This is a genomic window from Rhizobium sp. PDO1-076 (assembly GCF_000247475.1).
Taxonomy (GTDB): Bacteria; Pseudomonadota; Alphaproteobacteria; order Rhizobiales; family Rhizobiaceae; genus Allorhizobium.
In genome coordinates this window covers 23,929-30,591 of record NZ_AHZC01000383.1, presented here as the reverse complement: position 1 = coordinate 30,591, position 6,663 = coordinate 23,929, and the positions used below count along the sequence as shown (strand labels likewise).

The 6,663-nt window shown below is 59.3% G+C and carries 7 protein-coding genes; 6 read left to right on the top strand and 1 reads right to left on the bottom strand.

All coding sequences use genetic code 11. The features are described from left to right. The 6 genes from PDO_RS27375 to PDO_RS18170 all read left to right on the top strand — a co-directional run. A partial coding sequence (locus PDO_RS27375; RefSeq protein ID WP_007605402.1) for an efflux RND transporter permease subunit occupies nt 1–187 on the top strand: 187 nt, incomplete at its 5' end. A gap of 501 nt (nt 188–688) precedes the next feature. Next, nucleotides 689–2,287, top strand: a complete 1,599-nt coding sequence (locus tag PDO_RS18190) for an ABC transporter substrate-binding protein (RefSeq protein ID WP_007605400.1) — start codon at nt 689–691, stop codon at nt 2,285–2,287. Between the two features lie 173 nt (nt 2,288–2,460). Next, nucleotides 2,461–3,465, top strand: coding sequence for an ABC transporter permease subunit (locus PDO_RS18185; RefSeq protein WP_007605399.1), 1,005 nt, complete (start codon nt 2,461–2,463; stop codon nt 3,463–3,465). A 14-nt stretch (nt 3,466–3,479) separates the two neighbouring features. After that, entirely contained in the window at nt 3,480–4,388 is a 909-nt protein-coding gene (locus PDO_RS18180) for an ABC transporter permease subunit (RefSeq protein ID WP_007605398.1), read from the top strand. Between the two features lies 1 nt (nt 4,389). Continuing rightward, complete coding sequence (locus tag PDO_RS18175; RefSeq protein WP_007605396.1) at nt 4,390–5,241, top strand: ABC transporter ATP-binding protein; 852 nt, start codon at nt 4,390–4,392, stop codon at nt 5,239–5,241. Further along, nucleotides 5,238–6,104, top strand: coding sequence for a dipeptide ABC transporter ATP-binding protein (locus PDO_RS18170; protein WP_007605394.1), 867 nt, complete (start codon nt 5,238–5,240; stop codon nt 6,102–6,104). Before PDO_RS18175 ends, PDO_RS18170 begins: the two co-directional genes overlap by 4 nt. 50 nt (nt 6,105–6,154) lie before the next feature. Here the strand turns inward: PDO_RS18170 and PDO_RS18165 are convergent, their stop codons facing one another. Beyond that, the gene (locus tag PDO_RS18165) at nt 6,155–6,631 is read right to left on the bottom strand and encodes an Lrp/AsnC family transcriptional regulator (protein ID WP_007605392.1); all 477 of its coding nucleotides are present in this window, start codon (nt 6,629–6,631) and stop codon (nt 6,155–6,157) included. Between the last annotated feature and the right edge of the window lie 32 nt (nt 6,632–6,663).

The following is a 6,663-nucleotide window of genomic DNA, read 5'->3' as shown; positions in this document are numbered from 1 at the left end:
ATCATGCTTGACGGCCATGACCGCCGTGCTCGCGCTGATCCCGATTTCGCGCGGGATTTTCTGGGGGCCGCTCGCCTATGCGATGATGGGCGGCATCCTCGTGGCGACAGTCTTGACCATTCTGGTCCTGCCGGCTGCCTATTCCCTCTTCTTCGGTCGCGAGCCCAAAACGCCTGCGACCGAATAGGGAGCGGGAGGGGACCCCAAGCCCCTCCCGACTTCGCTTTTTTTGACCGATTGATCAAACCGCAAGACGTGGTAAAATCCCCGTCAAGATCAGTCAGAAGCGCTTTCCATTTTGCGACGTCGCTGCGCGAAGCCTTTGGAAACAAATGCTTCTACCTTATCACTAAAACAAATTTCGTTTGCCTTGCTTACGATTTATTTCTGCGAATTTTATCCTGCACTTGGCGAATTCCGCCAAATTCCAGTCTAAAATGAAGTGATATTGCGGCAGAATCTCTCTTTACAACGTTTTTTAAGCCGATATGACGTTGGGCATGCGGGCTTTGACGTCGGGCATGCGCACTGGCCTCTTTACGACAGCCATTGCGGTCTCGCCGTTTCGGTACGCCGGAATGAGGATCAACACCTCGTTCTGCAAAACACTGGGTGCGAAACACGCCCCACGGAACCAAAAGAACCGGCGACCGGACAGTCATGGTCCAACGCCTCTGGGAGACTGCTCATGAAATACAAGTTTGGCTTTGCCGCCGCAGCATTGCTCGCGGCTACGTTCCTTTCCAGCGCAGCGAGCGCCAAGACCTTCGTCTATTGCTCGGAAGGTTCGCCGGAAGGCTTCGACCCGGGCATGTACACCGCTGGCACGACATTCGATGCGTCGGCGCATCCAGTTTACAGCCGCCTGATGGAATTCAAGCCTGGCACGACCGAAGCCGAAGCCGGTCTGGCTGAAAGCTACACCGTCAACGCCGAAGGCACCGAATACACCTTCAAACTGCGTCCGGGCGTCAAGTTCCACACCACCGAATTCTTCACCCCGAGCCGCGAATTCAACGCGGACGACGTGATCTTCTCGCTGGAACGCCAGATCAAGGCCGACCATCCGTGGAACCAGTATGTCGCCGGCACGTCCTGGGAATATGCCGCAGGCATGGGCTTCCCGGAACTGATCAAGTCGATCGAAAAGGTCGATGACCTGACGGTCAAGATTACCCTCAACAAGCCGGAAGCACCGTTCCTCGCCAACCTCGCCATGCCGTTCGCCTCGATCCTGTCGAAGGAATATGCCGACAGCCTCGAAAAGGCAGGCAAGAAGGAACAGCTCAACCAGATGCCGGTCGGCACGGGTCCGTTCTCCTTCGTCGGTTACCAGCAGGATGCGGTCATCCGCTTCAAGAAGAATGCTGACTACTGGGGTGGCGCACCGAAGATCGACGATCTCGTCTTCGCAATCACCACCGACGCTGCCGTTCGCTACCAGAAGCTGAAGGCCGGCGAATGCCACCTGATGCCGTTCCCGAACGCAGCAGACGTTGCCGCGATGAAGACCGACGAGTCGCTGACCGTCATGGAACAGGAAGGCCTGAACGTCGCCTACCTCGCCTACAACACGACCCAGGCGCCGTTCGACAAGCCGGAAGTGCGCAAGGCCCTGAACCAGGCGATCAACAAGCCGGCTATCGTCGATGCCGTCTTCCAGGGCATGGCAACTCCGGCCAAGAACCCGATCCCGCCGACAATGTGGTCCTACAACGAAGCCACGCAGGATGATGCCTACGACCTCGACGCCGCCAAGAAGGCGCTCGAAGCTGCCGGCGTCAAGGATCTGTCGATGAAGATCTGGGCGATGCCGGTATCGCGCCCCTACATGCTGAACGCCCGCCGCGCGGCTGAAATCATGCAGGACGACTTTGCCAAGATCGGCGTCAAGGTCGAGATCGTTTCCTACGAATGGGCCGAATATCTCGACCGTTCGAAGGCCAAGGATCGTGACGGCGCCGTCATGCTCGGCTGGACCGGCGACAATGGCGATCCGGACAACTTCCTCGACACCCTGCTCGGCTGCGAAGCCGTGGGCGGCAACAACCGCGCTCAGTGGTGCAACGAAGAGTTCAACGCCCTGGTCAAGAAGGCCAAGGTCACGTCCGATCAGGCTGAACGCACCAAGCTTTACGAAGAAGCCCAGCTGGTCTTCAAGCGCGAAGCACCTTGGGCAACCATCGACCACTCCCTGTCCATCGTTCCGATGCGCAAGGAAGTCTCTGGCTTCGTTCAGAGCCCGCTCGGTGACTTCACCTTCGAAAACGTCGACATCGCCGAGTAATCGGATACGAGACGCAGTCGCCGCGGGCCAAAACCCGCGGCGATTCTCGTTAAGCTCCACCGGACAAAATCCGGCGATTTCCACGGTTCGAAACCCGATACGGCTTTTCGAGTGACCGAAGAGGCGACAAGCCCACGGTCCGACCTTCATAAGAAAAACAACAGGTCTCCTACATGTTTGGCTTTCTCTTGCGGCGGCTTGCCGTCTTGATCCCGACCTTCATCGGCGTATCGATCATAGCCTTCGCCTTCATCCGGCTGCTGCCGGGTGATCCCGTCGCGCTTTTGTCTGGCGAGCGCGTGATGTCGCCTGAGCGACACGCGGAAATCAGCGCAAATCTCGGCCTCGACCGGCCGATCGTCGTGCAGTATTTCGACTATATCAGCGGCGTCATGACGGGTGATTTCGGCACATCGATCGTCTCGAAGAGCCCGATCATCGATCAGTTCTTCGCGCTGTTCCCGGCGACCGTCGAGCTGTCCTTCTGTGCCATCATGATCGCCATCGCAATCGGCGTCCCAGCCGGCATCATCGCTGCAATCAAGCGTGGCTCGGCCTTCGACCAGACGATGATGGGCATCGCGCTCGTCGGCTATTCGATGCCGATCTTCTGGTGGGGCCTGCTGCTGATCATCCTGTTTTCCGGCATCCTGCAATGGACGCCGGTCTCGGGCCGTATCTCGCTGATGTTCTTCTTCCCGCCTGTCACCGGATTCATGCTGATCGACAGCCTGCTGTCGGGTCAAAAGGGTGCCTTCTCATCGGCCCTCAGCCATCTGATCCTGCCGTCGATCGTGCTCGCCACCATTCCGCTTGCCGTCATTGCACGCCAGACACGGTCCGCCATGCTCGAAGTGCTGTCGGAGGATTATATCCGCACAGCCCGCGCCAAGGGACTTTCGCCGTTCCGCGTGGTTGGCCTGCATGCGCTTCGCAATGCGATGATCCCGGTGATCACCACGATCGGCCTGCAGATCGGCGTCATGCTTGCCGGCGCGATCCTGACCGAAACGATCTTCTCCTGGCCGGGCATCGGCAAATGGATGGTCGACAGCGTATTCCGCCGCGATTATCCCGTCATCCAGGGCGGACTGCTGCTGATTGCCGGCATCATCATGGTCGTCAACCTGATCGTTGATCTCCTGTATGGCCTGATCAACCCGCGCATCCGCCACTAGAAGGATAAAATCCCATGGCTGAGACCATTCAAAGCCAGCCGGTCACCACAGCGGCAATGCGCCGCCAGATGTTGGCCGAGTTCTGGTTCTATTTCTCCGAAAACCGCGGCGCCGTCATCGGCCTCGTCGTTTTCATCGCCCTCGTGCTGATCGCGGTGTTTGCACCGCTGGTCGCGCCGCATTCGCCGTTCGAACAGTATCGTGACGCCATTCTCCTGCCGCCCGCATGGCTTGAAGGCGGCAACTGGAGCTATCCGCTCGGCACCGATCCCGTCGGTCGCGATATCATGTCGCGCCTGATCTACGGATCGCAGTATTCGCTGTTCATCGGCGTGTTCGTCACGACGCTGTCGTTGACCACCGGCATCGCCATCGGTGTCATTGCCGGCTACTATGGCGGTTGGCTCGACACCACGATCATGCGCCTGATGGATATCATTCTGGCATTTCCGTCGCTGCTTCTCGCACTGGTGCTTGTCGCGATCCTCGGACCCGGCCTGACCAACGGCATGATCGCCATCGCATTGACCCTGCAGCCGCATTTCGTCCGCCTGACGCGTGCCGCCGTGATGTCGGAAAAGACCCGTGACTATGTGACGGCCGCCCGACTGGCCGGGGCAGGGCCGTTCCGCCTGATGTTCCGCACCATTCTGCCGAACTGCATGGCGCCATTGATCGTCCAGGCGACGCTGTCGTTCTCGAACGCGATCCTCGATGCCGCCGCACTCGGCTTTCTCGGCATGGGTGCCCAGCCTCCGGCACCTGAATGGGGCACCATGCTGGCGGAAGCCCGCGAATTCATCCTGCGTGCCTGGTGGGTCGTGACCTTCCCGGGTTTGGCAATCCTGATCACGGTTCTGGCGATCAACCTGATGGGCGACGGCCTGCGCGACGCGCTCGACCCCAAGCTGAAGAGGTCCTGACATGGCACTTCTCGACATTCAAAACCTCACCGTCGAGTTCGAGACCGCTTCAGGCTGGTTCAAGGCCGTCGACGGCGTGTCGCTTTCGGTCGATGCTGGCGAAGTTCTGGCGATCGTTGGCGAAAGTGGCTCCGGCAAGTCCGTTGCCATGCTGGCGGTCATGGGGCTTTTGCCCTGGACGGCCAAGATCACGGCCGACCGCATGCTCTTTCTCGGACGCGATATCCAGGGCATGTCGCCTTCCGATCGGCGCAAGCTGATCGGCAAGGATGTGGCGATGATTTTCCAGGAACCCGTCGCCAGCCTCAACCCGTGCTTTACCGTCGGCTTCCAGATTGAGGAAGTCCTGAAACTGCACATGGGCATGGGTGCCAAGGAACGCCGGGCGCGCGCGATCGAGCTGTTCAAGCTCGTCGGCCTGCCGGATCCGGCTGAACGCCTCAATCACTTCCCCCACCAGATGTCGGGCGGCCAGTGCCAGCGCGTGATGATCGCCATGGCGATCGCCTGCAATCCGAAGCTGCTGATCGCCGACGAACCGACGACGGCGCTTGACGTGACGATCCAGAAGCAGATCCTCGATCTGCTTCTGAAGCTGCAGGTCGAGACCGGCATGGGCCTGATCATGATCACCCATGACATGGCGGTCGTGGCCGAAACGGCCGACCGCGTCATCGTCCAGTACAAGGGAAAGAAGATGGAGGAGGCCGACGTGCTGTCCCTGTTCGAAGCCCCGAAGAACCCTTATACCAAGGCGCTGCTTTCCGCTTTGCCGGAAAATGCCACCGGTGATCGCCTGACGACGGTCTCCGATTTTATGGCAGCGTCCCAGACGACGGGAGGTGCCGCATGAGCACTGTGGTCGAAAACACCAGCGGAACCCCGATGCTGGAAATCCGCGACATCAAGCGCGACTATCATGTGCCGCAAGGCTTCCTGAAGGCCGACAAAACCGTGCATGCGGTCAAGGGCGTGTCGTTCAAGCTCGAAACCGGCAAGACGCTGGCTATTGTCGGTGAAAGCGGCTGCGGCAAGTCGACCCTTGCCCGCATCCTGACCTTCATCGATGAGCCGACTGGCGGCGAATTGCTGATCGAAGGCAAGAAAGTCGATACTCGTCCGGGCCACCTGACCGCCGAGATGCGCCAGAAGGTGCAGATCGTCTTTCAGAACCCGTATGGATCGCTCAATCCGCGCCAGAAGATCGGCGACGTTCTGGGCGAGCCGCTGCTGATCAACACCAAGATGACGGCATCGGAGCGTCGCGATCGCGCCAACGAAATGCTGATCAAGGTCGGCCTCGGTCCGGAGCATTACAACCGCTATCCGCACATGTTCTCCGGCGGCCAGCGACAGCGTATCGCGATTGCCCGTGCATTGATGCTCAATCCGAAGCTTCTGGTACTCGACGAGCCGGTATCCGCGCTCGACCTGTCCGTTCAGGCACAGGTTCTGAACCTGCTCGCCGACCTGCAGGAAGAGTTCGGCCTGACTTACGTGTTCATCAGCCATGACCTCTCGGTCGTGCGCTACATCGCAGACGAAGTGATGGTGATGTACTACGGCGAGGCCGTCGAATACGGCACGCGCGATGCTGTTTTCAACGATCCGCAGCATGAGTATACCCGCACTCTGTTTGCCGCGACCCCGCGCGCCGATGTTGAATCAATCCGCGCCCGCATGGCAAAACGCGGCAAGCTTGTCAGCGCCGGCTAACCGATCAACGCCGATCAATCTGGGGGAGGGGCGCCGGCGGCGCCCTTTTTCTATTCCGGCAGATGACCGTATGAAATCTTCGGGCTGTCGAAAACCATGGTCGAGCGGATCGTCTTGATCTCTGCCAGCTGATCGAATTCCTGCCAGATCAGCCGCTTGTAGTCGGCCATGTCGCGGACAGATATCTTGAGCAGAAAATCGAAATCGCCGGCCACCGCGTGGATTTCAACCACTTCCGGCAATCGCGCGACCATCTGGATGAATCGATCTCCGACCTGTGGCGTGGTTCGGTCCAGAGTGATTTCCACATAGGCTTGCAGACCAAGACCGACACGGGCCGCATCGATGATCACCGCTTGGCGGATGATGCCGCTATTGTAGAGGCGTGCCAGCCTGCGTGATAAAGGTGCGGCGGTCAGCCCCACACGATCGGCAATCTCCGCGTTGCTGAAGCTCGCATTTTCGAGCAGGCATTCGATAATGCGGCGATCGATGCGGTCGAGTTCGAATTGCGGTTCAATGGCCATGGCACCAAGCTTACCGAATATCGCGCAATTTT